The sequence below is a fragment of the Nocardiopsis sp. B62 genome, from assembly GCF_018070675.1.
GTDB lineage: Bacteria > Actinomycetota > Actinomycetes > Streptosporangiales > Streptosporangiaceae > Nocardiopsis > Nocardiopsis prasina.
Map to the genome: position 1 here is coordinate 260,827 of NZ_JAGPXK010000005.1, position 26,516 is coordinate 287,342.

At 70.5% G+C, this 26,516-nt stretch carries 21 protein-coding genes; 16 read left to right on the plus strand and 5 right to left on the minus strand.

Going from position 1 to position 26,516, the window contains the following annotated elements:
* The first annotated feature begins 5 nt into the window (after positions 1-5).
* The 5 genes from rimI (at position 6) to KBX21_RS08615 (ending at position 5,519) form a co-directional block, all read left to right on the plus strand.
* On the plus strand, positions 6-443 hold the full coding sequence (gene rimI, locus KBX21_RS08595) for a ribosomal protein S18-alanine N-acetyltransferase (protein ID WP_210841597.1): 438 nt from the start codon (positions 6-8) through the stop codon (positions 441-443).
* Complete coding sequence (gene tsaD / locus KBX21_RS08600; protein ID WP_210841568.1) at positions 436-1,467, plus strand: tRNA (adenosine(37)-N6)-threonylcarbamoyltransferase complex transferase subunit TsaD; 1,032 nt, start codon at positions 436-438, stop codon at positions 1,465-1,467. The genes rimI and tsaD overlap by 8 nt, the downstream gene beginning before the upstream one ends.
* 127 nt (positions 1,468-1,594) lie before the next feature.
* Entirely contained in the window at positions 1,595-2,551 is a 957-nt protein-coding gene (locus KBX21_RS08605) for a zinc-binding dehydrogenase (RefSeq protein WP_210841569.1), read from the plus strand.
* A 119-nt stretch (positions 2,552-2,670) separates the two neighbouring features.
* Positions 2,671-3,030: a hypothetical protein gene (locus tag KBX21_RS08610; protein WP_210841570.1), complete on the plus strand. Its 360-nt coding sequence runs from the start codon at positions 2,671-2,673 to the stop codon at positions 3,028-3,030.
* A gap of 35 nt (positions 3,031-3,065) precedes the next feature.
* Complete coding sequence (locus KBX21_RS08615) at positions 3,066-5,519, plus strand: hypothetical protein (RefSeq protein WP_210841571.1); 2,454 nt, start codon at positions 3,066-3,068, stop codon at positions 5,517-5,519.
* Between the two features lie 84 nt (positions 5,520-5,603).
* Here the strand turns inward: KBX21_RS08615 and KBX21_RS08620 are convergent, their stop codons facing one another.
* Positions 5,604-7,730: a hypothetical protein gene (locus tag KBX21_RS08620; protein ID WP_210841572.1), complete on the minus strand. Its 2,127-nt coding sequence runs from the start codon at positions 7,728-7,730 to the stop codon at positions 5,604-5,606.
* A 383-nt stretch (positions 7,731-8,113) separates the two neighbouring features.
* Positions 8,114-9,385 carry a class I SAM-dependent methyltransferase gene (locus KBX21_RS08625; RefSeq protein WP_210841573.1) on the minus strand — a complete coding sequence of 424 codons (1,272 nt, stop codon included), beginning with the start codon at positions 9,383-9,385 and terminating at the stop codon, positions 8,114-8,116.
* 226 nt (positions 9,386-9,611) lie between these two features.
* Here KBX21_RS08625 and groES point away from each other — a divergent pair, with 226 nt between their 5' ends.
* The 7 genes from groES to KBX21_RS08660 all read left to right on the plus strand — a co-directional run bounded on the left by groES (position 9,612) and on the right by KBX21_RS08660 (position 18,716).
* Positions 9,612-9,920, plus strand: coding sequence for a co-chaperone GroES (groES, locus tag KBX21_RS08630; protein WP_017543880.1), 309 nt, complete (start codon positions 9,612-9,614; stop codon positions 9,918-9,920).
* 103 nt (positions 9,921-10,023) lie between these two features.
* Entirely contained in the window at positions 10,024-11,628 is a 1,605-nt protein-coding gene (gene groL / locus KBX21_RS08635; protein WP_049569781.1) for a chaperonin GroEL, read from the plus strand.
* Between the two features lie 290 nt (positions 11,629-11,918).
* Positions 11,919-12,473, plus strand: a complete 555-nt coding sequence (locus KBX21_RS08640; protein WP_082206341.1) for a sigma-70 family RNA polymerase sigma factor — start codon at positions 11,919-11,921, stop codon at positions 12,471-12,473.
* 236 nt (positions 12,474-12,709) lie between these two features.
* Complete coding sequence (locus tag KBX21_RS08645) at positions 12,710-14,542, plus strand: immunity 49 family protein (protein WP_247665415.1); 1,833 nt, start codon at positions 12,710-12,712, stop codon at positions 14,540-14,542.
* A gap of 324 nt (positions 14,543-14,866) precedes the next feature.
* Positions 14,867-16,357, plus strand: a complete 1,491-nt coding sequence (gene guaB, locus KBX21_RS08650; protein ID WP_049569788.1) for an IMP dehydrogenase — start codon at positions 14,867-14,869, stop codon at positions 16,355-16,357.
* Between the two features lie 120 nt (positions 16,358-16,477).
* Positions 16,478-17,584, plus strand: a complete 1,107-nt coding sequence (locus KBX21_RS08655; RefSeq protein ID WP_049569790.1) for a GuaB3 family IMP dehydrogenase-related protein — start codon at positions 16,478-16,480, stop codon at positions 17,582-17,584.
* A gap of 187 nt (positions 17,585-17,771) precedes the next feature.
* Positions 17,772-18,716: a lytic transglycosylase domain-containing protein gene (locus tag KBX21_RS08660; RefSeq protein ID WP_234003867.1), complete on the plus strand. Its 945-nt coding sequence runs from the start codon at positions 17,772-17,774 to the stop codon at positions 18,714-18,716.
* Here KBX21_RS08660 and KBX21_RS08665 read toward each other — a convergent pair.
* On the minus strand, positions 18,698-19,042 hold the full coding sequence (locus KBX21_RS08665; protein WP_247665417.1) for a MarR family winged helix-turn-helix transcriptional regulator: 345 nt from the start codon (positions 19,040-19,042) through the stop codon (positions 18,698-18,700). The genes KBX21_RS08660 and KBX21_RS08665 overlap by 19 nt on opposite strands.
* A gap of 306 nt (positions 19,043-19,348) precedes the next feature.
* Here KBX21_RS08665 and KBX21_RS08670 point away from each other — a divergent pair, with 306 nt between their 5' ends.
* From KBX21_RS08670 to KBX21_RS08680, 3 genes are all read left to right on the plus strand, one after another.
* Positions 19,349-21,082: a glycerol-3-phosphate dehydrogenase/oxidase gene (locus KBX21_RS08670; protein WP_049569796.1), complete on the plus strand. Its 1,734-nt coding sequence runs from the start codon at positions 19,349-19,351 to the stop codon at positions 21,080-21,082.
* Between the two features lie 144 nt (positions 21,083-21,226).
* Positions 21,227-21,931 carry a response regulator transcription factor gene (locus KBX21_RS08675; RefSeq protein ID WP_049569800.1) on the plus strand — a complete coding sequence of 235 codons (705 nt, stop codon included), beginning with the start codon at positions 21,227-21,229 and terminating at the stop codon, positions 21,929-21,931.
* A 67-nt stretch (positions 21,932-21,998) separates the two neighbouring features.
* Positions 21,999-23,465 carry a HAMP domain-containing sensor histidine kinase gene (locus KBX21_RS08680; RefSeq protein WP_210841574.1) on the plus strand — a complete coding sequence of 489 codons (1,467 nt, stop codon included), beginning with the start codon at positions 21,999-22,001 and terminating at the stop codon, positions 23,463-23,465.
* Positions 23,466-23,658: 193 nt separating this feature from the next.
* Here KBX21_RS08680 and KBX21_RS08685 read toward each other — a convergent pair whose 3' ends face one another.
* On the minus strand, positions 23,659-24,228 hold the full coding sequence (locus tag KBX21_RS08685; RefSeq protein ID WP_210841575.1) for a TetR/AcrR family transcriptional regulator: 570 nt from the start codon (positions 24,226-24,228) through the stop codon (positions 23,659-23,661).
* 102 nt (positions 24,229-24,330) lie between these two features.
* Between KBX21_RS08685 and KBX21_RS08690 the strand changes: the two genes are divergently transcribed.
* Positions 24,331-25,242, plus strand: a complete 912-nt coding sequence (locus tag KBX21_RS08690) for an alpha/beta fold hydrolase (protein ID WP_210841576.1) — start codon at positions 24,331-24,333, stop codon at positions 25,240-25,242.
* Between the two features lie 189 nt (positions 25,243-25,431).
* On the opposite strand, the gene KBX21_RS08695 is transcribed toward KBX21_RS08690, so the two are convergent.
* On the minus strand, positions 25,432-26,514 hold the full coding sequence (locus KBX21_RS08695) for a TAXI family TRAP transporter solute-binding subunit (RefSeq protein WP_210841577.1): 1,083 nt from the start codon (positions 26,512-26,514) through the stop codon (positions 25,432-25,434).
* Positions 26,515-26,516 lie beyond the last annotated feature (2 nt).

Here is a 26,516-nt window from a genome sequence, read left to right on the forward strand (position 1 = left end):
GCCCGATGACCGCCGCCGACGTACCGGCCGTCCTGCAACTGGAACGCGCTCTGTTCCCGCTCGACGCCTGGAGCGAGGGCATGTTCCGCGACGAGCTGGGCGAGGTGTCCACCCGCCATTACGTGGTGGCCGAGGCCGAGTCCGGGATCGTCGGCTACGCCGGGCTGCGGTTCGTCCCGCCCGAGGGGGACGTCCAGACCATGGCCGTCGCGGAGGACGCGTGGGGCAGGGGGATCGGTCGGGCCCTGCTCACCGCACTCCTCGACCAGGCCGCCGCCCGGGGCGTCACCCACATGTTCCTGGAGGTGCGCTCGGACAACCCGCGCGCCCAGGACCTCTACACACGTTTCGGCTTCGTGGCGATCGGCGTGCGCCGGGGCTACTACAAGGGGGCGGACGCCATCGTCATGCGCCGCGTCGCGGAGAAGGGGAGCCATGAGTGAGCCGTTGATCCTGGGGATCGAGTCGTCCTGCGACGAGACCGGCGTCGCGCTGGTCCGGGGCTGTGAGCTGCTGGGCGAGTCGGTCGCCTCCAGCGTCGACCAGCACGTGCGGTTCGGCGGCGTGGTGCCCGAGGTGGCCAGCCGCGCCCACCTGGAGGCCATGACCCCGACCGTGCGCCGCGCCCTGGACTCCGCCGGGGTGAAGCTCTCCGACGTGGACGCCGTCGCGGTGACCGCCGGACCCGGCCTGGCCGGTGCGCTCCTGGTGGGCGTCTCCGCCGCCAAGGCCTACGCGATGGCGCTCGGCAAGCCGCTGTACGGGGTCAACCACCTGGTCGGCCACGTCGCCGTGGACCAGCTGGACCACGGACCCCTGCCCAAACCCTCGATCGCCCTCCTGGTCTCCGGCGGCCACACGTCGCTGCTCCTGGTCAACGACCTCGCCACCGACGTGGTCTCGCTCGGCGACACCGTCGACGACGCCGCCGGGGAGGCCTACGACAAGGTCGCCCGGCTGCTGGAGCTGCCCTACCCGGGCGGCCCGCCCATCGACCAGGCCGCCCAGCGGGGCAACCCGAAGGCGATGCGCTTCCCGCGCGGCAAGTGGGGCGACGGGACGTACGACTTCTCCTTCTCCGGGCTGAAGACCGCCGTGGCCCGCCACGTGGAGGACGCCGACCGCCGGGGCGACCCGCTGGTGGTCGCCGACATCGCCGCCGCCTTCCAGGAGTCGGTGGTGGACGTGCTCACCCGCAAGGCCGTCGACGCCTGCGTGGAGCACGGCGTCAGCACCCTGGTGATCAGCGGAGGCGTGGCGGCCAACTCCGCGCTGCGCGCCCTGGCCGGACAGCGCTGCCAGGAGGCGGGGATCGAACTCCGCGTCCCGCGCCCCCGCCTGTGCACGGACAACGGAGCGATGATCGCGGCCCTGGGCGCCGAGGTGGTGGCGGCTGGCCTGCAGCCGTCGGCCCTGGACCTGGCCACCGACACCTCGCTGCCGGTGGAGTCCTCAATGGCCCTGTAGCCGTTCCTTCGAGCCCCTCCGAGCCCCGCCGAACCACCGGTCCGGCGGGGCTCGGACGTCTCCCGGCGTGTTCTGGTCCGCCGCACCCGGTCGGGGCACCGACCCGGGCCTGTGGTTGGGTGCGGGTATGTTCGCGATCTCGGCAGCACGCATCTCGTTCGACGACCCCCTGTCCGGGCTGGAGGTGGGCGAGCGGCCCGACCCCGAACCCCGCGAGGGGTGGACCACCGTCCGGGTCAGGGCGGCCGCGCTCAACCACCACGACCTCTGGAGCCTGCGCGGGGTCGCGCTGCGCGAGGACCGCCTGCCGATGGTCCTCGGCGGCGACGCCGCGGGCATCGACGAGGACGGCAACGAGGTCATCGTGCACGGGGTGGTCGCCGAACCGCCCAGGCCGGGCCGCTCCCCGCGCTTCTCCCTGCTCTCGGAGATTCACGACGGCACCCTCGCGGAGAAGGTGCTCGTCCCCCGGGAGAACCTGGTCCCCAAGCCCCCGGAGCTGTCCTTCGAGGAGGCCGCCTGCCTGCCCACCGCTTGGCTGACCGCCTACAGCATGCTCTTCGGCAAGGCCGACCTGCGGCCCGGCTCCACGGTCCTCGTGCAGGGTGCCGGTGGAGGGGTTTCCGCCGCGCTCATCGCGATGGCCGCGCAGGTCGGGCACCGCGTGTACGTCACCAGCAGGAGCGAGCACAAGCGGGCCCGTGCCCTCGAACTCGGCGCGCACGCGGCGCTGCCCTCCGGGGAACGGCTTCCGGAGAAGGTGGACGTGGTCTTCGACTCCGTCGGCCAGGCCACCTGGAAGCACTCGATCCACTCGCTCAAGCCCGGCGGTGCCGTCGTCACCTGCGGGGCGACCAGCGGCGACGCCCCCGCGGCCGAGCTCACCCGGGTCTTCTTCCTCCAGCTTCGGGTGCTCGGCTCCACCATGGGGACCAGGGATGAGCTGGTCGGCCTCACGGAGATGTGCGTGCGCACCGGGCTGCGCCCGGTGATCGACCGGGTGCTGCCGCTCAAGGACGCCCCGGAGGCCTTCCGCGCCCTGGCGGCCGGAGAGCAGTTCGGCAAGATCGTCCTCGTTCCCTAGCCGGTTCGGGCTCGGAAGGCCCTGAACCATCGGGGCCTTCCGAGCGTCTACTGACTGACTGGGGAGTGCCACGGTCAGCCGGGAACGGTTCCCGGCGCGTGATAGAGGGGCGTGAGCACATGTCGGGCGAAGTGGCGGCCAACACCGGGGACGCCGACAGCGGGGGCGAGCAGTCGCAGAACGCCGCCTCCTACCTGCGGGAACTACCACGCGACTTCCAGGAAGCCGTCGACGAGGCCAAGCGCCTGCTCAACCACGACCCGACGATCGGCGGCTGGGGCGGGTTCGGCGAGCAGCACGGCACCCACATGGAGCAGGTCCAGGCGCACGCCGCGACTCTCGCGACAAACATCCGCAGCGGTGCAAGCCGCGTCAGCAGCACGGACCAGTCGGCCGAGGACGACTTCACGGGTGGTAGGGCACAGGCTCCCATCGACGGATTCCAGCACCTCAACCCCAACATCCAGGTGAACCGGTAGACGGTCCGGTCCAGGAAGATTCGGGAGTCACAGACGTGTCTCTACTGAACTACACAGAGTGTGAGTTCGACGCGGGGCAGATCGAAAAGGCCCGGAACGAGTTCGAGTCACTGCACGCCAAGATCGCGGGGAGATCCGAGTCGTACAAGTCGATCACCTCTCCGGTGGGCGACGAGTTCAGCGATCTCATCGGCGACGGGTTGAGGCAGCTCGCGACCACGAACCAGTCGGCCTGGGGCAGTGCGCTCCTGGCCTGCCTGCACGGTTACGGCGTCCTCGACAAGACGGTCACGGACACCAATTGGTACAACGAGCAGATAGCGGACATCAAGTCCCGGCTCTCCATGGCCCTGAACGCCATTCCCCCTGTGGAGCAGGACAGTTTCAATCGTGTCGACTCCACAAGGAGGACCTTCGACGCTGAGTCGCGCACTCTGTGGACGAAGTTCGAGGCACGCTGCGAGGAGACCGAGGACACGCTGAAGGAAGGCCCTACGCCGCTGCGCATCCGCCAGCTCGCTGAAGGGGGCCACTTCGGTGTCAACGAGCAGATCGGCTACCAGACCACCGGCGACATCAACTTCTATGTCGTCGAGACGGACTACAACACCGACGTGCTCACCGTCCACCTGTTCGACGCGGTGATCCATGGTTATGACGGCAGCATCCAGATGCTGGAGTCCGACCCGAAGACCCTCGCGCTCTTGGAGAACATGCTCCTGCGGGCGGAACAAGCCCGGGAGTCCGGCGAAGAGCTGAGCGACCGTGAGCTCGCCTACCTGGAGGCGGTCTACCAGACCCTCGGCAAGGACGGCAGGGGGCAGGAACCCGGTCTCCTGTGGTTCATGGACCAGGTGGCCGGCAGCGATCACATCGACGACGACCTGCGCGAGAACATCCAGCGTCAGCTGGCCGGTGGCATGCTCGTCCTGTCCGACGAAGAGGTCGGCGGCGGCATGTCACGGCTCCCCGAGGACGTTCGCAGGACCGCAGTGGGGCCGGACCGGATCGAGCCCTCACGGGACGGCGACGACCCCGGCATCGACCTGATGGGTTACTCCGCGTGGTCGGACGACTGGACCAAGTTGAGTGGCTTCCTGAATCACGCCGACTCCGATCTCCAGGGGGGCACAGAGTTCTCCACCAACCTGTTGCGTACCGGCTCTGACATGCTCCTGCGCAGCACCGTCGACGGAGTCCCCAAGGTCGAGACCTTCCAGGACATCATCGAGGTGGCCACACGCAACAAGGAGGCCAACCACATCATCCTCACTGGGGAGGGGTCGGACGGCGAGGCGTACCCGACACACGCGAACCACGAGCACCTCACCCCGGAGCGGATGCTGGAGAACCTGTACACCGTGCCCTGGCCCGACGAGGGCGAGGCGGTCCGCGGGCTCACCGACTGGATCTCCGCGGACGCGGACTCCGACTCCCAGGAGGACCGCGACCGCGCCGGGAGGTCGGCGAGCGCGCTGATCGAGATCCTGACCACCACGGAGAACGAGGACGGCGACAACCCGTTCCTGGACACGGCGGTGGGCGGCAAGGACTACCAGCCCTCGGTCGCCGAGATCAACCCCGAGGTGCTCAAGAGCCTGGCGTCGGTGTACGGCGCCTACCTGGACGACATCTCCATCGACGCGAACGAGCGGGGCTACCGGGCGGCTGCGGGCGGCGATGACGACGAGGACGACCTCCACCTCTTTCACAGGGGCGGTGAGATGGCGCTTCACCTGCCGCAGGAGGAGCACGAGAAGTTCCTCCAGCTCCTGCTCTCCAATGAGGAGTACTCCGCGCCGATCGTCAGCCTGGTCGAACACCAGGAGCGCAGGATTCTCAACGCCTACCTCGACAAGGACACGCTCGGCGACAAGGTCGGCGGTGCCGGAGCCGCGGACCTGCGGTCCGCCATGTCCAACGCGCTCATCGCCGAGTACATGGATCGGCACGACGACGTCGAGACGGCCCGTGAGAAGGCCAACCAGATGGTGCAGACCGGGTACAACATCGTCATCGCCTCCACCGTGCAGTCAGCGGGTTCCAAGGCGACCCCGGCCGGTATCGCCGTGGAGACCCTGCTGCGCCTCATGGAACAGCCGGTCAAGGACTACTACAACGACAAGTACGAAGAAGGCATCGGCTTCACGTACATCAAGGACATGGACGAGCACCTCCTCAACAACTCGTCGAACATTCGGGACCACGCCAACCTCCAGGTCCTCCAGAGCATGTGGGACCGGGGCATGGTCGACGAGGAGACGCTGGAGGACAAGGGACTTCTGATCAGGCACGGCGACGAGAGGCGTCTGCCCACCAGCACGGTGGAGTGGGACAGCGCGGCCACGGGGTACGTGTCCAGGGTCGATGCCCTCATCAACGAGATCGACCCTGAGATGGGCGATCGGGCCGCGACCTACATCCAGCACTTCCAGGAGCGGTATGAGCAGGGGGCTGCCCCGGAGTGGGGCGGGAAGAAGAAGCACTGACCGCCGAGGCACTCCGCTCGGCCTCCTGACGAGATGAGGGGCCCGGGGCGGTCACCGCCCCGGGCCCCTCACGCTGACGTGGGGTTACTCGTCGTCGTCCTCGTCGCGGCGGCGCTTCTTCTTGCCGTCGCGGCCCGGGCGCAGCAGCGCCTCGGCCAGGGCGAGCACGGTCTCTTCCAGCGAGGAGAACCGCTTGGTGATGTCGTCGTGCGAGTTCTCGACCGCCTCGGTGACGGTCTCCTCCAGCTCGTGGCGGTCCGGGCGCTGCTTGAGCTCACGGATGACCGGGTCCACCGCCGTGGTGACGTGCGAGTCGATCTCGTCGAGCCTGCCGGAGTGGTCCAGCAGCGGACGCTCCACCAGCTCGGTGAGGCGGCGGTGCAGCTCACTGACCTCAAGGGTCTGCGGCAGCTGGTTGAGGCGCTGGTTGAGCGCCTCCAGGCGGTCGTCGATGGCCTCCATACGGCCGTCGACGCCCTCGAAGTGACCGCTGACGCCCTCGAACTGGCCCTCGACGCCGTTGACCCGGCCGTCGATCCCGTCCAGGCGGCCGTTGAGGCCGTCGAGTCGGCCGTCGACCCGGTCGATCTTGCCCTCGACGCCCTCGAAGCTGCCCTCGAAGTGGCCCTCGAAGGTGTCGAAGCGGTCGGTGAGGCGGCCCAGCTCGTGGTCGACCTTGCCGGTGATCTGCGACAGGTGGTTGTCCACCTTGCCGTTGAGCCCCTCGCGGTGACGGTCCAGCCGCTCGTCGAGCGCGGTCCGGTGGGCGTCGGCCTGGTCGGTCAGCGCCTCGGTCAGCGTCTGGTGCCGGTCCTCGGCCTCCGAGGCCAGCTTGGCGTTGTCCTCCTGGACGAACGTGCGCAGCTCGGCGAGGTCCGCGGCGACCTTGGTGGCGTCCTCGGCGATCCGGGCGGCGAGGGAGTCGGTGCGCTTGGTCAGCGACTCGCGCAGACCTTCGGCGGTGCTCTCGGCGTGCTCGCGGGTCTCCGTGCGGCCCAGTTCGATCTGCTCGTCGAGCTCCGCCAGGCGCTGGCGCATGTGCGAACGCAGGTCGTTCAGGGACTTCTCGTGGTTCTCCCGCAGCTTGGCGAGCGAACCGGTGACGTCGGCGACGGCGGCGGTGGCCTCGGCGTGGTTCTCCTCGGCCTGGGTGTTGAGGTGCCCCACGCTCTCGGTGACCTTGCCGGTGAGCTCCTCGTGGCGCTTGAGCGACGCGGCGGCGTTGTCCTTGAGCTCCTGGGTGAGGGTCTCGTGGCGCTCGCCGGAGGCCGTGGCCAGGGCGCCCAGCTCCTCGGCGAGGGCGGTGGTGCGCTCGCCCAGTTCGCCGGTGTTCTCCTGGAGCTTGGAGAGCAGCGTCTCGTGCTGTTCGGCGGTGCGCTCCTCGACGAAGCCGCGCAGTTCGGCCGTGCGCTCTTCCATCGAGGAGGTGAGGCCGGTGGTGACGCGCTCGCCGAGCTCGGTGGTGGCGGTCTCCAGGGCCTCGCGGTTCTCCTGACCGGCCGTTTCGAGGGCCTCGCGGCTCTCCTTCACGGCGGTCTCGATGGTCGCGCGGCTCTCGGTGATGGCCTCGGCCAGCTCGTCCCGGCCCTCGCCCAGGGTGGTGCGGACGGTGGCGGTCAGTTCCTCGTGGCGCTCGCCCAGGGTGGTGTCCAGGGCCGTCAGCGAGGCCTCGATCGCCTCGGCGCGGGTGCCGAGGTCGGCCAGAGCCTTGTCGAGGGAGTCCAGACGGGTGCCGACGGTCTCGCCCAGCTCGGTGACGCGCTCGCTGACCTCGGTGACCTGCTCGGCGGTCCGGGTACCGGTCTCGGCCATGCGCTGGAGCCGGGTCAGGGCGGTGTCCAGGTGTCCGGCCACGCGCTGGGTGTCGGCCCGCAGGGACGACATCTCCGACAGCGGCTTGACCTGTCGGCCGACCACCTCTATGTGCTCGGCGAGGGCCTCGGCCCACTCCGGGGGACGGGCCAGGAAGTCGTCGATCCGACCGTCGACGGAGGTGATCGCCTCGGCGAGCGAGATGAGTTCCCGCTCGCGCAGCTCGCGGAGCAGCCACTCCATGCCCTCGAGACGCTGGCGCATCTCCTCGCTGACCGCGCCCTGGGACTTCTGCTCGGAGACGTGCTCCTGGGCGGCCTGGGAGAGCAGGTCACGCATCCGGTCGGAGACTCCGGCCTGACCTCCCCCATTGAGGAAGTTGTGATTGGTCTGTTCCACCGAGGTGCTCCTTATGGTTCTGGCGCTCCCGTCCGCTTCGCCGCACGGTGGTCGCACGGACGGGTTCTCGATGGTCCCCGGGCGGACGTTGCTCCGCGCCAGTTGAGCCCCAACGTGATTGAAGTGTGACTGTGTGTATACACGGGGGGCGTGGGCCGAGTGCCGACCGAACCGCTGAGCGGATCAAACAGGCACGGCCTTCCGGGAGAACCCATGAGAAGGGAAGTGAATCTGCGGCGCCAGTTTAACGACTTCGCCCCGCGCGACCCCAGGGGTCCACGAAAGATATGGGTGTGGGAGATAACGATATGGTCTGCGTGGCCTGTGCCGAATGTGGCGCGGGCCGCATCGGGAGGTTCGTGCGGCGGTGGTTTCCGCAGCCCCTACGCCGCCCCGGTTTCACGGCACAGCAGGTAGAACGGTTTCTCGCCGATTCTCGTCAGCACCACGGTCACGGATTCCGGTCCGGAGGCGCGAAGGTCGCGCCGGAGTTTCTCGGTGTCCACCGCCGAACCGCGTTTCTTGATCGTTACCGTTCCGGCCTTGTGCGCACGCACCGATGAGCGCAGCCGTTTCAGTGAGAACGGTGAGAACTCCAGCACCTCGAGCACCCGCCACAGCGGTGAGCGCTCGGCCCGGTCCGCGGTGAAGTACGCGATCCGCTCGTCCAGCAGCGCGCCGTCCACCCGGGTCGCAGCCTCCGCCACCAGGTGGGAGCGGACCACGGCCGGGTCCGGGTCGTAGAGGTAGCGCCGCGCGGGGGCGACCGGTGCGGGCCCCAGGTCCGGCTCCTCGTCCAGGTGTGCCACCGCGCCCTCGCTCGCCAGCAGGCCCTCGCGCTCGTGCAGCACCGTCGCGCGCCGTCGCGGCCCACCGGGACCGAAACCCAGACCGCCGAACCACAGCGCGGTCTCCTTCAGTTCGCCGTCCACCGAGATCCACTCGGCCGAGGCGGCAGGGGAGAGGACCTCGTGCGGGATGCCCGGGGCGGCCTTCAGACAGGCCGCCTCCGCGCCCTCGGCCAGCCGGGTGGCCACGTCCCACGGCGGCGAGTACGCGGACGGGTCGAACACCCGGCCCCTGCCGCCGCGCCGGGCCGGGTCGCAGAACAACAGGGGGTGATCGCCCACTCCGACCGCGTTCACGTCACCCTCCCGGACCCGGGCGTACTCCGTGAGCCCCATCGCCTCGATGTTGGCGCGGGCCACCGCCACGGTCAGGGGGTCGGCGTCCACGCCCTCCACCGGCACGCCGTGCTCGGCCAAGGCCAGCAGGTCCGCGCCGATCCCGCAGCACAGGTCGCCCGCGACCGCGTCCCCGCCCATCGAGGAGGGCAGGTGTCGGGCGGTGCGCTCGGCCCGGTACTCGGCCACGGTCCGGCGGGTGGACTGCTCCAGACCGTTCGGGGTGAAGAACATTCGCCCGGCGTTCTCCCCGAATTTGGCCCTGCCCCGCTCCCGCAGGCTTACCTGGGTCATCACAGCGTTGACCAGCTCGGACACCGGGAGTTCGGAGTCGAGCGCGGCCACCCCGGGATCGGTGCGCAGTTTGGAGGCGGTGGCGAGGGGGTCCCTGGCCGCCGCAACGGGGTCGACCCCGCCGAGGACCTCCCGACCCGCGTCGGTGAGCAGCGCCGAGAACGCGGGCACGTGCATGGAACCTCCTGCTGTGGGCACGACGGTGGGGCGGGTCCGCCCTTCGGCCCGAGCCCCCGCCACATTTCCATTCTGGCACTCTCGGGGGTAGAGTGCTAAACGCGACGAGGCCGGTCTGGCACCCGCGACGACAGGCCGCCGCGGTCGCCCCTTTTACGTGGTTGGTCCGTGCTCACGCATGGGCCGACGCCAGATACACCGAGACTTTGAAGGGGGAGGTCACACCGTGTCGACCGCCACCAAGACCGTGCTGAAGCCGCTCGAGGACCGCGTCGTGGTCAGGACCCTGGAGGCTGAGCAGACCACCGCCTCCGGTCTGGTCATCCCGGACACCGCCAAGGAGAAGCCCCAGGAGGGCGAGATCCTGGCCGTGGGTCCCGGTCGCCTCGACGACAACGGCAAGCGTGTCGCCCTCGACGTGAACGTCGGCGACGTCGTCCTCTACAGCAAGTACGGCGGCACCGAGGTCAAGTACGACGGCCAGGAGTACCTGGTTCTCTCCGCCCGCGACCTCCTCGCGGTCGTCGAGAAGTAGCTCTCGGCGCAGAGCCTTCGAACATCCCGCACCGGTCGGCCTCCAAGCCGGGCGGGGCGGGATGTTCTCTTTCGACCCGAACCGTTAGAGGAAGTACTCACACATGCCGAAGATCCTGGAGTTCGAGGACGACGCCCGCCGCGCCCTCGAGCGGGGCGTCGACCGCCTCGCCAACGCCGTCAAGGTGACGCTCGGCCCGCGCGGCCGCAACGTCGTCATCGACAAGAAGTTCGGTGCCCCCACCATCACGAACGACGGCGTGACCGTCGCCCGTGAGATCGAGCTGGACGAGCCCTACGAGAACCTGGGCGCCCAGCTGGTCAAGGAGGTCGCCACCAAGACCAACGACGCCGCCGGTGACGGCACCACCACCGCCACCGTGCTCGCGCAGGCGCTGGTCCGCGAGGGCCTGCGCAGCGTCGCCGCCGGCGCCTCCCCGATGTCCCTCAAGAAGGGCATCGACGCCGCGGCCGTCCGGGTCTCCGAGATCCTGCTCGAGCGCGCCGTGCCGATCAAGGAGCGCGCCGACATCGCCTACGTGGCGACCAACTCCGCCCAGGACGCCCAGATCGGCGACCTCATCGCCGAGGCCTTCGACAAGGTCGGCAAGGACGGCGTCATCACGGTGGAGGAGTCCCCGACCTTCGGTCTGGAGCTCGACTTCACCGAGGGCCTCCAGTTCGACAAGGGCTACATCTCGCCCTACTTCGTCACCGACGGGGACCGTCAGGAGGCCGTCCTCGAGGACGCGCAGATCCTGATCAGCCAGGGCAAGATCGGCAACCTGAACGAGCTGCTGCCGCTGCTCGAGCAGGTCGTCCAGAGCAAGAAGCCGCTGCTGATCATCGCCGAGGACGTCGAGGGCGACGCCCTGGGCGCCCTGGTGCTCAACCGCATGCGCGGCACCCTCAACGTGGCCGCGGTCAAGGCGCCCGGCTTCGGCGAGCGCCGCAAGGCCATGCTCCAGGACATCGCCGTGCTCACCGGCGGCCAGGTCATCTCCGAGGAGGTCGGCCTGTCCCTGGAGAACGCGGACCTGTCCGTGCTGGGCTCGGCCCGCCGCATCACCATCACCAAGGACACCACCACCGTCGTCGACGGCGGCGGCCAGCAGTCCGAGGTGGAGGACCGCGTTCGCCAGATCCGCAAGGAGATCGAGGCGAGCGACTCCGACTGGGACCGCGAGAAGCTCCAGGAGCGCCTGGCCAAGCTCGCGGGCGGCGTGTCCGTGCTGAGCGTCGGCGCGGCCACCGAGGTCGAGCTCAAGGAGAAGAAGCACCGCCTCGAGGACGCCATCTCGGCGACCCGCGCGGCCATCGAGGAGGGCATCGTCGCTGGTGGCGGCGCCTCCCTGGTGCACGCCTCCACGGCTCTGGACGACCTCGGCCTGATCGGCGACGAGGCCACGGGTGCGGCGATCGTCCGTCGCGCGCTGGTCGAGCCCGCCCGGTGGATCGCGGAGAACGCGGGCGCCGAGGGCTACGTGGTCACCCACCGCGTCTCCGAGATGGAGGTCGGTCACGGCTACAACGCCGCCACCGGCACCTACGGTGACCTGACCGCCGAGGGCATCCTCGACCCGGTCAAGGTCTCCCGCTCGGCCGTCCAGAACGCCGCGTCCATCGCGGGCATGCTGCTGACCACCGAGGTGCTGGTCGCGGACAAGCCCGAGGAGGACGAGGGCGACGGTCACGGCCACGCCCACTAGGACGTTGGTCGGTGTCCGGTAGGACCCGGTCCGGGGGTGGGGCGCTCCGTCGTCCCACCCCCGTCCACTACCACGGGAGAGCCGATTCACACCCGCTACTACGTACCGTTTTCGGGCTATTTTCCCAAAATGTGACCATTCTGTAGTTGCTGATTGGAGTGGTTGGGTCCCCAACTGCGGGCATCATTCCTAACGTGACGGATGCAGGCGCCCGAACGGGCGTTACCGCGCAGCGGCCAGGTACGCCCGCAGGGCACGACGAGGCGGACCCCGCTCCGCGCGACACGGGGTTGAACCGTCTGGGCTCACTCGCCGTCCAGGGCGACGACGGGGCCATGGACTCCCTCCTGCGCGAGGTCAGACCCATGGTGGTGCGGTACTGCCGGACCCGCCTGGCCCGGGTCTCGGGTCTGGCGCACTACTCGGACGACGTGGCACAGGAAGTGTGCATCGCGCTGCTCACGGCCATCCCGCGCTACCAGGACCGGGGCAGGCCCTTCGCCTCCTTCGTGTTCGGCATCGCCGCGCACAAGGTCGCGGACACCCTCCGCGTGGCCGGCCGGGTGGAGACGGTCCCCACCGACACCGTGCCCGAACAGCCGGACGACGATCCCGGCCCCGAGGAGTCGGCGGTACGCGTGTCCGAGGCCCAGCGGGCCAGGGCGCTCCTCGACGAACTGCCCGAACAGCAGCGAACGCTGCTGGTCATGCGGGTGATCACAGGACTTACAGCAGACGAGACGGGACATCTCCTTGGCATGTCGGCAGGTGCGGTACGGGTTGCCCAGCACCGAGCTATTGCTCGGCTTCGGAAGGTGGCCCTGGCGAACCGCGTCCTCCCCTGAACACCGTCGCGCCGCCCGGCCGGGGCGGCGCCGGTGCCCCACGCGCCCCCGCCCGAGCGGATACTGCCGCTACCCCCGCTGATTTCTCGCCGGGCCCTCGAAGTCATCCACGCGACCGGCGACGCCACCGAACCCGAGGGGGCTCCAGGAGCTTCCAGGGTCGGTCCCGGTGAGTTGCCCGCGCCCCTCCCGGGACCAGAACGGTCTGTCGTCGCCTCGTGCCAGACTCCGTCGCGATGACGGAGACGGCTCGATGGGAAGAGGACCCGGTGACCCTGCGGATCGAACGGCACGAGGTCGACGACGAGGCGATCGCGATGGCCACGAAGGACTTCACGGACCGGATCGGTGAAGAAGTCCGTATGGAACAGCACAGCGGTCGCAGCGGGTTCGGCTGGGACATGATCTCCCAGAACCTACGGGACTACGCGGCGGCGCGCTCAGTGCGGGCTCCCCACGCCGAGGCCGACGTCCGGGCCGCTCTGTACTCGGCAGCCGAGGCACGTGTTGGCGCGATCATGCTGGAGGGGGCGCCCACCTCCGCCGAGTTCTCGGTGCACCTCACCTACACCGGCACCGGCATCTTCTACCAGGACTTCGAAGGGGAGGACGCCCGGGGAGAACGGCCGGTCCCCCTGGGCGACTGGACCGAGGCCCTGTACCTGTGCGTCCTCGCGAATCTGCACGAGAACTACGAGAGCCCTCTGGTCCAGTGCGCCTCGGCCTTCGGTGAGAACGAGGTGTTGCAACGAGCGCTGGTCTTCTACCTCTACCCGCACCTGGGCGCTGAGCGGGAACAGTTGGAAGGGTATGTGTGGTCCGCGCTCGGGCCGCTTCTGAACTCTCTCGACCTGGACTCCGAGAGCGACCGTGTCGAGCCGGGGTCGATCGACCACGGCCTCCTCTTCCTACGTGCTCTGCTCGCCCGCGACCAGGAAGCCTTCTGGGCGACCATGGCCGTGCGGTTGACGTGGCTGCGGGACCACACCGGTGAGCGGGGACTCACGGGGCTGTTCCCACTGACCGAACTCGCCTTCGCGGCCTTGGCGGTGCGGGTCGAGGGCTGGGAGATGCCGTTCGATTCCGACTACCTTCCCCGGTACCTGGTCGAGGGGCCCGGGAGTGGGGGCCGTCGAGTGGGCCCCTGCGGCGAGGACAAGGACCCTGAGGCCCTGGCCGTGCTCGAACACGGTTCGCTGGTGGTCGAACGCCCCACGCGGGGGTTCTCGGCCGAACGTTCGATCGAGGAGATGTTCGGGCTCGTGGACGGGAACCTCGAGAGGGTCCGGGACCCCCGGACCCACCGCGAGGGGATCCCCGACGAGTTGGGGCGGGCGGCCCGGACCGAGCTCCTCGTCTTCCGTCTCGCCTCGGTCGTTGACCAGGAGACGCGGCATCCACGTCAGCTCGCCGCTCTCGACCACGCCGCGCAGTACATGGTGGCGCTGTTCGCCTGTGCGGAGGCCGAGGGGGACACCGTTGAGGTGACCATCGGCGACACGACCGTGCCGATGCGCTCCTTCGAGTCGGAGTCCGCCATCTCAGGCGAGAAGCTACGGGAAGCCCTTCAGTACGCCCTGGTGGCGGGCTCTCGGGAACACCTGGAGTACCTCCTCGCCCACGTTGAGGACGATCATCCGCGCAAGCGTGGCGGCTTCTCCGTCCTCTCCCCTTACGGGTCGGCGTTCCTGGCCTATCTGGTGTCCGAGACGGACCGGCTCCGCCGACCCGACGCGGGGAGTGATCCGCGGGTCGAGGAGAAGCTGGGCCGGGCGCTCGAAGCGCTCGTGGTCGACGACGTGCCCGGCTCCGCGCAGCCTCCGGTCGTACTGCTCTCCCAGCTGGTCGCGGGGGACCGGGACGGATTCGACCTCGCCCTGGCCGACACCCTGGAGCGACACCGGGACGCCTACGGCTTCGGCGAGCGGGCCCGGGACACCGACGGGTTGATCGATTTCGACACCCTGGCCCTGGCCTGTCTGGCCAGTGCCAAGGGATGGCCGGTGCGGGTTCGGAGCGGTTATCTGCCGCAGGGGGTCCTCGACCGGGCCGCGGCCATGTTCGCCTGACTCCCGGGCCCGATCGCCGTTGAGGCGGGCTCTGACCCCGCCCGGCCCCGACCTCCGCCCCGCCCCGGCCCCGACCTCCGCCCCGCCCTGGCCTCCGCCCCGCCCCGGCCCCTGACCTCCGCTCAGGCCTGGCCCGGCCCCGACCTCCGCCCGGGCCGGGGCCCGGGCCACGGGACCTCCGTGCCGGGCTGGTGGCCGATTCGTGACCGAGGTGACCGGGCGAACATCGCATTCCACCTGGGCGGTGCCGGACGACGACCTAGGATGAGACGACACGCGGGGGCGATCCGCGCAGTTGTTGCCGGGAACAGCGGAGGTTGTGTCATGAGCCAGGACCACAGCGACTACGGGAGCAAACTGCTCCCGCCGGGGCTGACCTACGACGATGTCCTGCTGGTACCGGCCTACTCGGACCTCCAGCCGGGTGACGTGGACACCACCACCAAGCTCTCCCGCAACATCAGCCTCAGCATTCCGCTGCTCTCTGCCGCGATGGACACCGTCACCGAGGCCCGCATGGCCGTGGCGATGGCCCGCCAGGGTGGCGCCGGTGTACTGCACCGCAACCTCTCCGCCGAGGACCAGGCCGCCCAGATCGACCTCGTGAAGCGCTCCGAGGCGGGCATGGTCACCGACCCGGTCACCTGTCACCCGGAGGACGACCTCGCCGAGGTCGAGCGCCTGTGCGCCCACTACCGCATCTCCGGTGTTCCGGTCACCGACGCCCAGGGCTCCCTGGTCGGCATCGTCACCAACCGCGACATGCGCTTCGAGAACGACCGCTCCCGGCTGGTCCGCGACGTCATGACCACGGAGAACCTGGTCACCGCCCCCGTCGGCGTCAGCCGCGAACAGGCCTTCGAGCTGCTCCGCAAGCACAAGGTCGAGAAGCTGCCGCTGGTCGACGGCCAGAACCGCCTGCGCGGACTCATCACCGTCAAGGACTTCATCAAGAGCGAGCAGTTCCCCGACGCCACCAAGGACTCCAACGGGCGTCTCGTGGTCGGCGGCGCCGTCGGCGTGGGCACCGAGGCCGAAGAGCGCGCCAAGCTGCTCATCGACGCCGGGGTCGACTTCATCGTGGTCGACACCGCGCACGGCCACTCCTCCGGGCTCGCCGACATGGTCGCCAAGCTCAAGGCCAACTCCCGCGCGGACATCGTCGCGGGCAACGTCGCCACCCGCGCGGGGGCCCAGCTGCTCATCGACGCCGGTGCCGACGCCGTCAAGGTCGGCGTGGGACCGGGCTCCATCTGCACCACCCGCGTCGTCGCCGGTGTGGGCGCCCCGCAGCTCACCGCCATCCTCGAGGCTGGCCTGGCCTGCGGCCCCGCCGGAGTCCCGCTGATCGCGGACGGCGGCCTCCAGTACTCGGGCGAGATCGCCAAGGCGATCGTCGCCGGTGCCAGCACCGTCATGCTCGGCAGCCTCCTCGCCGGTGTAGAGGAGAGCCCGGGCGAGCTCATCTTCATCAACGGCAAGCAGTTCAAGGCCTACCGGGGCATGGGTTCCCTGGGCGCCATGCGCGGCCGCTCCTTCTCCAAGGACCGCTACGCGCAGGCCGACGTCTCCTCCGAGGACAAGCTGGTCCCCGAGGGCATCGAGGGCCAGGTGCCGTTCCGCGGTCCGCTGTCCGCCGTGGCCCACCAGCTGGTCGGCGGCCTGCACCAGTCCATGTGGTACGCGGGCAGCCGCACCGTGCCGGAGCTGCGCGAGCGCGGCCAGCTCATGCGCATCACCAGCGCCGGGCTGCGCGAAAGCCACCCGCACGACATCAAGATGACCGTGGAAGCGCCGAACTACAACGCGCGCTAACCAGCGCGGGGACGGTGCCGGAGTCGCGCCGACCACGGCCGGATAGACTCGCGTCCGCGGTCACGCGACGGTCGACCGACCGGCGCCGCACGTCAGAGGGGAATCGAACAGTTGGCTCAGGTGGAGATCGGGCTGGGTAAGAACGGGCGTCGCGCCTACGAGCTCGATGAGATCGGGATCGTGCCCGCACGACGGACCCGCGACCCGGAGGAGGTGTCGATCGCCTGGCAGATCGACGCCTACCGGTTCGAGACGCCCCTGGTCGTCAGCCCCATGGACAGTGTGGCCTCGCCCAGGACCGTCGTGGCGGTGGGTGAGCAGGGCGGCCTCGGCGTCCTGGACCTTGAGGGTCTGTGGACCCGTTACGAGGACCCGGAGCCCCTGCTCCAGGAGATCCGCGAGCTCGACGACGTCGCCGCGACCAAGCGACTCCAGGAGATCTACGCGGCGCCGATCCAGGAGGAGCTGATCGGCCGCCGGATCGAGGAGATCCGCGACGCCGGTCTGGTGACGGCGGCCCGGCTGTCGCCGCAGCGCACCGCGCAGTACCACAAGGCCGTCGTGGACGCCGGGGTCGACATCTTCGTGATCCGCGGCACCACGGTCTCGGCCGAGCACGTCTCGGGCCGCGCCGAACCGCTCAACCTCAAGCAGTTCATCTACGACCTCGACGTGCCCGTCGTGGTCGGCGGCTGCGCCACCTACACCGCCGCCCTGCACCTGATGCGCACCGGTGCGGCCGGTGTGCTGGTCGGGTTCGGCGGTGGCTCCGGCCACACCACCCGTTCGGTGCTGGGTGTGGCCGTCCCGATGGCCAGCGCCATCGGCGACGTCGCCGCCGCCCGCCGCGACTACCTCGACGAGTCCGGCGGCCGCTACGTGCACGTCATCGCCGACGGCGGCATGACCGGCAGCGGTGACATCGCCAAGGCCCTGGCCTGCGGCGCTGACGCCGTCATGGTGGGTTCCCCGCTGGCCCGCGCCACTGAGGCGCCCGGCGGCGGCTACCACTGGGGCAGTGAGGCGCACCACAGCGAGCTGCCGCGCGGCGAGCGGGTCGGGGTGGGCACCATCGGCGACCTCAAGTCGATCCTGCACGGCCCGGCCTCCACCAGCGACGGCTCCATGAACCTCATGGGCGCTCTGCGTCGGACCATGGCCACCTCGGGCTACACCGACCTCAAGGAGTTCCAGCGGGTCGAGGTCGTGGTGAACCCGCACCGTTAGGGAGCGGCCGTGGGGGAGCCTCCCCACGTGTTGGCACCCGACGTGAGTGTGGTGAGGGGCGTCCCGGGAGAACCGGGACGCCCCTCACGCCGTCCCAAGGGGGTGCGTCGGGGTGGCCGCAGTGTGTCACTATGGTGCCTGTTTTCCAGTCTCGTGATCTGATGGTGACTTTCTATTGGAGGACTGCATGGGTGACAGCGTGTCCGGTGCCCCCGGGGCGCCCGGTTCCTCCGAGGAACCCCGCGCCACCGAGGGGTCCCGCGCCGCCGAGGCGGTCCGCCCCGGGCACCGTCGGCGTCGCCGACGCGGACCCGCGATCGCGGTCAGCCTCGCGCTGGTCGTGTGTCTGCTGGTGACGGCGGGCGTCGTGGTCCTGGTCGGGCGTGTCTCCAGCGCCCTCAACGGCTGGGAGGCTCCGGTCGCCGAGGCCACCCCGGAGGTCGGCACCATCGAGACCCCTCCGCACGACCAGCTCACCGGTCCGCCCGCGCAGAGCGGGGTGACCGCCCGGGAGGACGACGCGCCGGCCGAGGCGGACGCCGGGGCGGACGAGCGGTCCAGCCCGGCGGGCCCGCAGCGCCCCAGTGACGAGTGGCTCGACGAGGTCTCCGACAACACCGGCGTGCCCCGCCGCGCCCTGGAGGGCTACGCCAGCGCCCAGCTGGTCCTCGACGCCGACCAGTCCTCGTGTCAGCTCTCCTGGCCCACGCTCGCGGGCATCGGGTACGTCGAGTCCCGCCACGGCACCTACGCGGGCGGCGAGCTCGGCCCGGACGGCAACACCACGGTGGACGTCATCGGCATCCCGCTGGACGGCACCAACAACACGCAGGCCATCCCGGACACCGACAACGGCGAGCTGGACGGTGACACCGAGTGGGACCGGGCGATCGGCCCGATGCAGTTCATCCCCAGCACCTGGGACCGGTGGGGCGAGTCACTGGAGGGCGGCGCCCCCGACCCGCACAACATCGACGACGCGGCCCTGACCGCCGCCCGCTACCTGTGCGGCAACGGTCGCGACCTCACCTCAGCGAACGACTGGGAGTCGGCGATCCTGGAGTACAACCGCTCGTCAGCCTACGTCAGCGACGTCCTGGCCTACGCGCACGCCTACGCCGACGCGGCCTGAGGCCCCGGGCGGGGCGGGGCGGCCTCACCGGCCAGGGGGCTGGCGGGTGCGAGGTGGGCCAGCAGGGTCCGGCTGATGTCCAGCAACTGCTCACGCTGTGCGTCGGTCAGCGCGTCGAGCAGGTTCTCCTGGATGCTCCGCACGTGCGGGACCCAGGCCCGGCCCAGGACCTCCCGGCCCTGCTCGGTGAGGCTGGCGAACCAGCTCCGGCGATCGCTCTCACAGCGCACACGCTCCACGAGCCCGGCCTCGGTGAGCCTGCGAACCGCGTGGGTGATCCGGCTCGGCCTGGTGTGGGTGAGGTCGGCCAGCCAAGAGCACCTCAACCGACACCGAACCCCGTTCCCGGGGAACCAGTCGCACAGAACTGGTGCCGGGCACCCTGGCTGGTCGCTCTCCTCGCGCTGAGCGGGGCCGGTGCCGAGGCCGGGTCGGGACCGCTGGCCACCGCCTCCTGGGTGGGCGGGATCGCCGCGATCGCCGCCGGGTTCCTTGTCCCGGCCGCGCCGCGGAGGTAAACCGGCGGTATGGGGTGTGGCAACGCACAGCCCTGACGGCCTCCGGGTGGCTAGAGGCCCCACCACTGCGGGTATGCGCCTTGGTGGAACACCGATCGAAAGGGAGGACCATCCATGGCGACCACCTGGTTGGGGCCGAAGGGGCGCACTGAGGCGCTCGCGTCGATGGCCGACGAGGAGCTCGACGTCCTCGTGGTGGGCGGCGGGATCGTGGGCGCGGGCATCGCGTTGGACGCGGTCTCGCGCGGGCTCTCCACGGGTCTGATCGAGGCGCGGGACTTCGCCTCCGGGACCTCCAGCAGATCCAGCAAGCTGATCCACGGCGGGCTCCGCTACCTGGAGCAGTTCGACTTCGAGCTGGTGCGCGAGGCCCTGCATGAGCGCGGCCTCCTGCTCACCACCATCGCGCCGCACCTGGTCCGCCCGGTGCCGTTCCTCTTCCCGTTCGAGCACCACTGGGAACGCTTCTACATCGGCGCGGGCGTTACCCTCTACGACACCCTGGCGCTGACCTCCCGCAACAACCGCGGGCTGCCCTCGCACCGGCACCTGACCAGGTCCGGTGCGCTGCGGGTCTTCCCGGCGCTCAAACGCAGCGCCCTGGCCGGGGCGGTCCAGTACTGGGACTGTCAGGTGGACGACGCCCGCCTCGTCACCACCGTCCTGCGCACCGCCGCCGGGCTCGGGGCGAAGATCGCCTCCCGGGTCCAGGCGGTCGAGTTCCTGCGCGAGGGCGAGCACGTGGTCGGCGCCACCGCGGCCGACCTGGAGACCGGTGAGCGCAAGCAGATCCGTGCCCGCCAGGTGGTGAACGCCGCCGGGGTGTGGACCGACGACATTCAGGAGATGGTGGGCGGTCGCGGGCAGATCCACGTGAGCGCGTCCAAGGGCGTGCACCTGGTGGTGCCCCGGGACCGCATCCAGGCCTCGTCCGGGATGATCCTCCAGACGGAGAAGAGCGTGCTCTTCGTGATCCCGTGGGGCCGCCACTGGATCATCGGCACCACCGACACCCCCTGGGACCTGGACAAGGAGAACCCGGCCGCGTCGAGGGCCGACATCGACTACGTCCTCGACCACGTCAACCAGGTGCTGCGCACGCCCCTGGGCAGGGACGACGTCGAGGGCGTCTACGCCGGGCTGCGGCCGCTGCTGACGGGGGAGTCCGAGGAGACCTCGAAGCTGTCCCGTGAGCACACGGTGGCGCACCCGGTACCGGGGCTCGTCCTCATCGCGGGCGGCAAGTACACCACCTACCGCGTCATGGCCAAGGACGCGGTGGACGCGGTCGCGCACGGGCTGGGCGGCGCCGTCCCGGCCTCGGTCACGGACAAGCTGCCGCTGGTCGGCGCGGACGGGTACGCGGCGCTGTACAACCAGCGGCACCGTCTGGCCCGCGACTCGGGGCTGCACGTCTCCCGGATCTCGCACCTGCTGCGGCGGCACGGCTCCGGCGTGCACGACGTCCTCGACCTGATCCGCGAGCGGCCCGACCTGCGCGAACCGCTCAAGGGCGGGGAGGACTACCTGCGGGCGGAGGTCGTCTACGCCGTGGAGGCCGAGGGCGCCCGTCACCTTGAGGACGTCCTGTCCCGGCGTACCCGCATCACCTTCGAGACCTGGGACCGGGGGATCGCGGCCGCCGAGGCCGCCGCCGAACTCATGGCCGAGCCGCTCGGGTGGAGCAGGGAACAGGTCGAACGCGAGGTGGAGTACTACCGCAAGGGCATAGAGGCCGAGCGGGCCGCCCAGGAGCAGGACACCGACCAGGAGGCCGACGCTGTCCAGCACGGTGCCCCGGAGATCGTTCCGGACCTGCGCGTGGGCGGGCCGGGAGGCCGTTCCTGAGGGCGGTTCCGGGGTGCGGGAGCCCTCGGCCGGGTTCGTATTGTTGCTGATCACTGATCCGGCCGTTGTGGTTTGTGACACATCGTGGGGTTAGGGTGCGTGGAGTTACCCCCGTAGCGTTCACTCGCCGAAGGACCCCTGCCCATGATCAAGGTGCTGCTCGTAGAGGACGACGTGCGCCTCGCCGACGCCCTCGCCGGTGCGCTTGAGACGTACGGCTACGAGGTCGACCAGGTGAGGACCGCGGGGGGCGCGCTGACAGCGCCCCCCGCCGACATCGTCCTGCTCGACCTCGGGCTGCCCGACATGGACGGCGTGGAGCTGTGCCAGCGCATCCGCGAGCGCCAGGACTTCGGGGACACCGCGATCATCATGGTCACCGCCCGGCGCCAGCAGCGCGAGCGGATCCTCGGGCTGCGCTCCGGGGCGGACGACTACGTGGTCAAGCCGCTGGCCATCGAGGAGCTGTGCGCCCGGATGGAGGCGGTCCTGCGCCGCACCGGCGGGCGGGTCGGCACCGTCCTGGAGACCGGGCCGCTGCGGGTGGAGCTGTCCACCCGCTCCGTGGTGTGCTCCGGCCGCCCCGTGGAGCTCACCCGCAAGGAGTTCGACCTGCTCGTCGTCCTGCTCAGGGAGGCGGGCGGGGTCGTCTCCCGCGAACACCTCCTGCTCCGGGTCTGGCAGACCGCCTGGCCGGGCACCCTGCGAACCCTGGAGGTGCACATCGGGACCCTGCGTTCGAAGCTGGGCTCTCCCGGGCTCATCCGAACCGTGCGCGGGGTCGGCTACCAGCTGGTGACCTCCGAGTACACGACCGCCGGGGCCGCGCCGGCTCCGGCCTCCCGGTGAGGGGTCCGCTCTGGCGCGGGTCGGAGCCTCGCGTCACGGAGGTCCCGCGCGCGAAAGAGGGACGTTGATGCACCGCCGCGTGGTGACGGTCTACGTCTCCCTGCTCGTGGTCGCCTGCCTGGCGCTGGCCTTCCCCCTGTGCGGGAACATCGCCGCCCGGGGCACCTCCGACATGGTCCTCGACCGCATCAACGACACCGCCCGCTTCGCCGGTCTGGCCGAGCCCGGGGTGCTCTCCGGGTCCGAGGGCGCCCTGTCCGGGCTGGTCAGCGAACTCACGGTCTACGAGCAGGTGTACGGGATCACGGCCGTGGTGGTGGACCGCGACGGGGAGGTCGTGGCTGCCTCGCGCCCCGGGCTCAGCCTCGCGGACCTGGACCCCGAGGGCTGGCCCGACAGCGAGGAGCCGCTGCCGGGGCCGGTCCGCGGCGCGCTGGCGGGCAACCGCAGGGCCACCGACAGTGTGGTCTGGCCGTGGCAGGAGGGGCCGCTCATCGTCGCCGAGCCCATCGGCAGTTCGGGCGAGGTGGTCGGGGCGGCCGTCACCGCATCGCCGACGTCCGCGCTGCGTCGGGCCACCCTCGGACAGTGGTTCGTGGCCTGGCTCGTGGTGACCGCCCTGATGGTGGCGGGTATCGCCGTGGCCGGTCCGCTCACCCGGTGGATCCTGCGACCCATCGACGACCTCGACGAGGCCACTCGCGCAGTGAGCGGCGGCAGCCTGGACACCCGGGTCCGCACGGCGGCGGGGCCGGAGGAACTGCGCAGGCTGGGGGAGTCCTTCAACCAGATGGCGGACACCATCACCTCCATGCTGGAGAGCCAGCGCACCTTCGTGGCCTACGCGGGACACCAGGTGCGCAACCCGCTGGCCGCGCTGCGTCTGCGCGTGGGTGGTCTGGCCCGGCACCTGGGGGACGAGGGCCTGCGGGAGCACGGGCTGGCCCTGGACGAGGTCGACCGGCTCACCCGGATCTGCGACAGCCTCCTCACCCTGGCGCAGGCCGAGGACGCCGAGCACTCCATGGTGTGGGAGGACGCACGGGAGGTCGCGGAGCTGAGGGTGGCCGCGTGGGGGCCCATTGCCGAGCGCGCGGGAGCGGTGCTGGAGTGCTCCGGGGCGGAGTCGGCCATGGTGCGGTGCGTGGAGGGGACCCTGGACCAGGCCCTCGACGCGCTCATCGACAACGCGCTGAAGTTCGGCGGGGCCGGGGTGCGGATCACCGTCCACGTGGGCGAACCGGTGGGGGAGGGGGAGGACGGTCACCTGGACGTGCACGTGGTGGACGACGGCCCGGGGCTCCCGGACGACCAGCTCGCCCAGGCGACCAGGGCGTACTGGCGGGACGGCGGCGGGGGCGGTTCCGGGTTGGGGCTGTCCATCGTGGTCACGCTCCTGGAGCTCCAGGGGGCGAGCCTGGACCTGACCTCCCGGGAGCCGAACGGGATCGACGCCCGGCTGAGGCTTCGCCTGGCCGAGCACGGTGCAGATGAGCCCGAGACCGCGACCGGGCGGGCCCCGGATGCTCCCTGAGCAGTGTGTCGAAGGGAGATCCTGAGCGGCGAACAGCCGCGGTCCACGCGCGGCCCGGCTCCCACGGCGCCCGCTGCCGCGCCTCGACCCGGCCGATCACCGCGAGCACCACGCGGTCGCGTGTGGGGCCAAACCCTCTCCGGCCGTACTTCCAGTTCGGTGTCGTGCGCAGCGGGGCGGCCGGTCTCGCTCGTCACGCCTCGCGACGGCACCCGGCCAGGAGGATCGCGACCATGCGCTTGGCGTCGGCCTGGTCGTAGTCGGGGCCGGTGATGCAGAGGTTTCCGATGGCGCGCATGAGCGTGTAGGCGGCGATGTCGGAACTGAGCTCGTCGTCGGCGACGCAGGCGTCCAGCAGCGTCGCGCAGGCCGGGAGCAGGGTGTCGAGCATGAGGGCGTGGAGGTTCTCCATCCCGGGGTCACCGGATCCCAGAGCGGCGCCGAGGCCGTGCTTGGTCACCAGGAAGTCCACGAACGCGTCCACCCAACGGGTCAGGGCGGTGAACGGAGAGGCCGATTCCTCCAGGAGCCGGGGTGCGAGTGCGGCGCAGGTGTCGATCTGGTGCCGGTAGACGGCGGTGACGAGGTCCGCCCGGGTCGGGAAGTTCCGGTAGATCGTGCCGACGCCGACGCCAGCGCGTTCGGCGATGTCGCGGATGGGGGCCTGGACGCCCTGGTCCACGAAGGCCGCCGCCGCGGCGTCCAGCACGGCGCCGCGCGTGCGCAGTGCCTGTGCTTGGCGTACTCCGACAGGTTCCGGCACGTGGCACTCCCTTGCTCGCGGAACAGTGTTCCGCTAAATTGGCGGAACGGTGCTCCGTCAAAGTATGGCAGAGCGCCCCCATGAAGAAAGCACAGGTTCCCCATGCCTTCTCACCACCCCGACCAGCGCATCGTCGCGGTCAAGCCCATCGTCGTTCCCGTGCCCGGCCGCGGCATCGACCTCCAGGTGAAGGTCACCGCTCCACAGTCAGGCCGGAACCTTCCGGTCATCGTGTTCTCCCACGGCAACGCATGGTCCATGGACGGATACGAGCCCCTCGTCGACCGCTGGGCGGCCGCCGGGTTCGTCGTCGTGCAGCCCACCCACCTGGACTCCCGCCGGAACGGACTCACGTGGGACGACCCGCGCTTCGCCACCGTCTGGCGCGTTCGGATCGCCGACCTCCACGCGGTTCTCGACCGCCTCGGCGACATCCTTCTCCAAGCGGGCGATCTGGAGAATCGTGCCGACCGGGACCGCGTCGCCGTCGTCGGCCACTCCTGGGGCGCCCAGAGCGCCGGTGCGCTCCTCGGCGCGCGTGTGCTCGACGCCGACGGGACTCCCGGGGAGGGCTTCTCCCACGCTGCGGTCTCGGCCGGTGCGCTCATCGCCGCGACCGGAACGGGCGACACCCTCACCCCGTTCGCCCTCGAGCATCTCCCGTTTATGAGGCCGGACTACTCCACCATGACGGCTCCGGCCCTGGTCATCGCGGGCGGCAGGGACGATTCCCAGCTCTCCACCCGGGGGCCCGAGTGGTTCACCGACGCCTATCACCTCAGCCCCGCCCCGAAGAGCCTGCTCGAGATCGCCGAGGGCGAGCACACCCTGGGCGGCCTCGCCGGTGAGATGGTCGCCGAGACCACCGACGAGGACCCCGACCGCGTCGCCCTCGTCGCCGACGCGGTCTCCGCCTACCTCCACGACGCCCTCAAACTCGACAACGCGGCGTGGACCGCGCTCAACGACGCCGCCGCAGGAGGCGACGGCACGTGGAGCATCACCAGCAAGTGAACCCGGCCAGACCGCGCTGCGACCGGCCCGTGGGGGCGCACCCGCCGGATTCCCGGGTTCGGGGTTCCCGACGGGCCCACGGTCCGAGAGTTCCCTGATCAGGCAGCAGGTGGGTTGGTGTCGCCTCCCGGCCTCTGATCCGGGTTGGTGCCCGGGTGGCGGTGGGCGCGGACCGGGCTCGCCAGCGTCTCAGGGGCCCGTGACCGGCGACAGCTCGTTGGACGGCCCCATCTCCGCTGAGGGCTTCACGGCTTCGGGCGGTGGCCGGTCGTTGGCGTACTTCACCGACCGGTAGTAGTCGACGGCACCCGGATGCAGGGGAACGGGCAGGGTCGAGATCGCCGAACGCGGGTGCAGGTGCAGCGCGACCGGGTGGATCTCGACCAGGTCCGCCTGGAACTCGAAGAGCAACCGGGTGAACTCCTCGGCCTGGTACTCGGGCATCGCGGAGTTCACCACCAGCAGGCTCGGCACCCCGATCGTCCTCACCGCCGGAACGTTCGCGTAGGTCCCGGCCGGAACCGGCAGCTCCGTGAAGTACTCCCCGTACTGCTCGGTCAGCTCGGGTACGTGGCTGGCCAGGTCCAGAAGCCGGATGGGCAGGCGCTCGGCGAGTTCACCGACCGCCTCGGTCGGTATCCCCCCGGACCAGACGAACGCGTCGACGCGCCCCTCCTCCAGTGCCCGCGCCGAATCACCGATGGACAGCTGGAGACGTTCCACCTCCCCGTCGGGGCTGGGCACCTCCCCGATGGGCGACACCCTCAGCCCGGACAGCTCCAGCAGCCGATCAGCCATCATCTCGGTACCCGAACCGGCCGAACCCACCGAGACCGACCCCCCGGCCAGATCCGCGATCTCCTCCACGGGCGAATCCGCGCGAACCACCACGTGCGTGTGGTTGTCGTACAGACGGGCGATGGCGGAGATCGGCAGGGGCCGCTCGAACGGCTTCTTCCCTTCGACAGCCAGAGCGGCCACGTCGGAGAGGGTGAAGGCCACGTCCAACGTCCCGTCGGCCACCCGGAGGTTGTTCTCCACGCTCGCCGCCGTGGTCAGCGCGGTGATCCAGGTGTCCTGCCGGGCCTCGGTGACCTGCGCGAGCCCGCTGCCGTACACGTGGTAGACCCCGCCCGCGCCGCCGGTACCGACGGACAGCCGAAGGGGAGCCGAGTGCAGGGGAGAAGCCCAGGTGAGCGTTGTGACCACGACGGTACAGACGGCCAGGAACCGGGTGACGCTCCACAGACGCTGGGGGACGGACGACGTCATGG

Excerpts from the sequence above, each read along its gene's own strand:
- KBX21_RS08670 (WP_049569796.1), top strand. The coding sequence starts at position 19,349 with ATGGCGACCACCTGGTTGGGGCCGAAGGGGCGCACTGAGGCGCTCGCG.
- guaB (WP_049569788.1), top strand. The coding sequence starts at position 14,867 with ATGAGCCAGGACCACAGCGACTACGGGAGCAAACTGCTCCCGCCGGGG.
- KBX21_RS08695 (WP_210841577.1), bottom strand. The coding sequence starts at position 26,514 with ATGACGTCGTCCGTCCCCCAGCGTCTGTGGAGCGTCACCCGGTTCCTG.
- groL (WP_049569781.1), top strand. The coding sequence starts at position 10,024 with ATGCCGAAGATCCTGGAGTTCGAGGACGACGCCCGCCGCGCCCTCGAG.
- KBX21_RS08645 (WP_247665415.1), top strand. The coding sequence starts at position 12,710 with ATGACGGAGACGGCTCGATGGGAAGAGGACCCGGTGACCCTGCGGATC.
- KBX21_RS08675 (WP_049569800.1), top strand. The coding sequence starts at position 21,227 with ATGATCAAGGTGCTGCTCGTAGAGGACGACGTGCGCCTCGCCGACGCC.
- rimI (WP_210841597.1), top strand. The coding sequence starts at position 6 with ATGACCGCCGCCGACGTACCGGCCGTCCTGCAACTGGAACGCGCTCTG.
- KBX21_RS08625 (WP_210841573.1), bottom strand. The coding sequence starts at position 9,385 with ATGCACGTGCCCGCGTTCTCGGCGCTGCTCACCGACGCGGGTCGGGAG.
- tsaD (WP_210841568.1), top strand. The coding sequence starts at position 436 with ATGAGTGAGCCGTTGATCCTGGGGATCGAGTCGTCCTGCGACGAGACC.
- KBX21_RS08660 (WP_234003867.1), top strand. The coding sequence starts at position 17,772 with ATGGGTGACAGCGTGTCCGGTGCCCCCGGGGCGCCCGGTTCCTCCGAG.
- KBX21_RS08690 (WP_210841576.1), top strand. The coding sequence starts at position 24,331 with ATGCCTTCTCACCACCCCGACCAGCGCATCGTCGCGGTCAAGCCCATC.
- KBX21_RS08605 (WP_210841569.1), top strand. The coding sequence starts at position 1,595 with ATGTTCGCGATCTCGGCAGCACGCATCTCGTTCGACGACCCCCTGTCC.
- KBX21_RS08610 (WP_210841570.1), top strand. The coding sequence starts at position 2,671 with ATGTCGGGCGAAGTGGCGGCCAACACCGGGGACGCCGACAGCGGGGGC.
- KBX21_RS08680 (WP_210841574.1), top strand. The coding sequence starts at position 21,999 with ATGCACCGCCGCGTGGTGACGGTCTACGTCTCCCTGCTCGTGGTCGCC.